Origin of the sequence: Pelosinus baikalensis (assembly GCF_020819555.1) — a bacterium.
GTDB classification, from domain to species: Bacteria; Bacillota; Negativicutes; order DSM-13327; family DSM-13327; genus Pelosinus; species Pelosinus baikalensis.
In genome coordinates this window covers 1-2,706 of sequence record NZ_JAJHJB010000096.1, presented here as the reverse complement: position 1 = coordinate 2,706, position 2,706 = coordinate 1, and the positions used below count along the sequence as shown (strand labels likewise).

General features: G+C 38.2%; 3 protein-coding genes. All 3 read right to left on the bottom strand.

Annotated elements, in window-relative coordinates; all coding sequences use genetic code 11:
- Positions 1 to 81 precede the first annotated feature (81 nt).
- Genes istB through istA form a run of 3 tightly spaced genes read right to left on the bottom strand, consistent with a single transcriptional unit; the run spans position 82 to position 2,308 of the window.
- On the bottom strand, positions 82 to 807 hold the full coding sequence (istB, locus tag LMF89_RS25095) for an IS21-like element helper ATPase IstB (protein WP_229537540.1): 726 nt from the start codon (positions 805 to 807) through the stop codon (positions 82 to 84).
- The gene (locus LMF89_RS25090; RefSeq protein ID WP_229537539.1) at positions 804 to 1,355 is read right to left on the bottom strand and encodes a hypothetical protein; all 552 of its coding nucleotides are present in this window, start codon (positions 1,353 to 1,355) and stop codon (positions 804 to 806) included. The genes istB and LMF89_RS25090 overlap by 4 nt, the downstream gene beginning before the upstream one ends.
- A gap of 11 nt (positions 1,356 to 1,366) precedes the next feature.
- On the bottom strand, positions 1,367 to 2,308 hold the full coding sequence (gene istA / locus LMF89_RS25085) for an IS21 family transposase (RefSeq protein ID WP_229537538.1): 942 nt from the start codon (positions 2,306 to 2,308) through the stop codon (positions 1,367 to 1,369).
- Positions 2,309 to 2,706 lie beyond the last annotated feature (398 nt).

Sequence of the window (2,706 nt, the reverse complement as noted above, 5' to 3'; positions counted from 1 at the left end):
TGATGTCTCTATTTTACACCAACTTGGAGGTTTACACAGATTTCGGGATAGTCTCTACATAGGACACTTGCCGATATTTATCTAACTTTTTAAGTTCCCCAAGGCATTGCGTAGACGATAACTTTCACCAGCAAATGTTAAAATATGTGCATGATGGATCAGTCGGTCTACCATAGCAGCAGTTAACTTTGTATCTCCAAAGATTGTATTCCACTGTCCAAAGTCTAAATTCGAAGTCACAATGACGCTTTGTCTTTCGTAACAATTAGCAATAACATTAAACAACAGTTCTGAGCCAGTTTGATGAAAGGGGACATAGCCTAATTCATCTAATATAAGTAAATCAAATTTTAATAACTCCCTACGGAACTTTACCAATAATCCTTCTGTATGTTTTTGCTGCAAAATGGCTATTAAATCAGCTACTCGAAAAAATTTCGCAGAATATTCCCGTCGACATGCTTCTACACCGATAGCAATCGCTAAATGGGTTTTGCCGGTACCAACGGCCCCAAGCATTAATAGATTTTCTTTATCCTCAAGCCATTTTAAACCACGTACAGTTTCTTTACTGGAACTAGTAGGAAATGTAATATTTTCAAAGCAGTAATTTTCGAAGGTTTTGATTTGTGGAAAACTCGCCTTACTCATAAGACGACTTAATTTCATCCGTTGTCTGCCGTAGATTTCTGCCATAAGAATTTCTGTGATCGTCTCAGTGAGTTCTGGATTAGCTTTCTGCATAACGGTTTCAGCTACATACGGTAATTTTAGTTGACGGCATAATTCAATAAGTGTTGGATTCATGCTGTTTTTCCTCCATTATGCAGACGATCATACGCTGTTAAATCTGGCTGATACTCATGAGCTGCTGTAGGAGTTGATAGTTCTAGCATGACCGTCTCGCATTGTTCTGGATGCTGTAGAGCATACAGACATTGTCTCATACGATCATTAAAAACTTCATGTTCCCAGTTTGTTTCTTTCTCCAGCGCAATTGCAATCTCATCTAAACTATAGACCTTTGACCATTCTGATAGGTGAGAAAGGCGCTGCTGTCTTTGGCCTAGATCATCGACTTGAATAAAATGTTGAATGGTAGTAGGCATCATTATCACGAAACGAGAGTGCGTTACACTACGGGGTTTTCTCTTGAGACCTTTTATGATCTCTATCCAAGGCAATTCTATCGTCTTATACGTATAAGGACGTGGGATATTTACTAATAACTTATACTGATTATTCAGTACTTCTACATGATCCCAATATATTTTCAGTAAGACTTCTTCGTCAGGCTTTGCCCCTACAAGTGGCAAATTGGTTTTATCAAATCTGACTTCACCATATAGATTCACTTTACCTGTATCTAACCGAAAGACATCATAAGGATGATCAGGCAATGTAAGCAGTTTGTTCTTTTCTTTTTGCCATAATACATCGATGAGAATTTTTTTTCATAGTGTAAACGTTTCTGATCATCAGCAGCTTGCTGTAGAAGTTCTGTTGCGAATTCTTCATGCGTTGTAAAGAGGGGAATCGGCACACACCAATTTCTTCTACTGTATCCGCACTTATTTTCTACATGTCCTTTCTCATTCCCACTATATGGGTTGCAAAATACCGCATCAAAGCGATAATGGGCTGAAAAGCGAATAAATCCATCGGTGCATTGTCTTTTTCCTTCTTTTTCGATGGCGATTACAGCAGCTGACAAATTGTCGAACCAAATTCTTTTAGGAACACCACCCATTTGCTCAAATACTTGTTTAAGTCCTTCTAAAAAGCATTCTTGATTTTCTTTGGGCAAGGGATATACAAAGGCAGCATTGCTATACGGAAAGGAAGCTAACAATAGCTTATATTCAAGCAATTTCCCTTCCTTGCTAACGTGTACTGTACAAAAGTCTACCTGAGCCTCTCCGCCTGGATGCTCTAGTTTTTGATACGCCTGAGCTTCTTCCAGTACCAGAGCTTCTTTTCTTTTTTTCACAAAATCGCTCACGGTACGTATACTGCCTATGAATTGATGCTCATCTACCAGCCTTTGATAAATCCGTGTGGCAGTGTGTCTCTGTTTTTTCGGTACACAAGCATCTTCCATGAGCCAAGTATCTACAATCTCTTGATAAGTACCCATCACTGGATACTTTCTTTGCTTGGGACCCACTTTCATATTCCAATCATCACAATCTGCATACTTTTTAGCGGTACGCCAGTTTACTTTCGTACGATTGGCAATATCTGAAATACTACACCCTTCAATTTCACGCATGAGTCTGATATACTGTTGTTGAGACACTGTCAACATCCTTTCATTTCCCCCTATCCGTTTGTCTAGACAACTTTACGGTAAGGGATTATTGGTTTGTTGGCAAGTGTCTTTCTGTATTTATTTTGGCACCCTAGTTCTGCAGTTTTAGGTTGCCAAACTCTGTACTTTTATTATGCCATATACAACAGCCACTTTCGTATGAATCTCCATAAGAATTCAAGGTTCCCATTGATCATCTGTTTTACTTATCACAATCCCACGCCTTATTCTTTACTTCTTTACATGTTTGACTGGGGAATATCCATTAAAAAGAATTTATAGTATTTTTTTCCAATATATATCTTTCAGTAGAGGTATTAATCTACAAAATGTTTTATTATGATGAATTGTCAATTCAAGTGCGACACTTCGTGTAGAAAAACATCAATGGGTGA

Excerpts from the sequence above, each read along its gene's own strand:
- istB (WP_229537540.1), bottom strand. The coding sequence starts at position 807 with ATGAATCCAACACTTATTGAATTATGCCGTCAACTAAAATTACCGTAT.
- istA (WP_229537538.1), bottom strand. The coding sequence starts at position 2,308 with ATGTTGACAGTGTCTCAACAACAGTATATCAGACTCATGCGTGAAATT.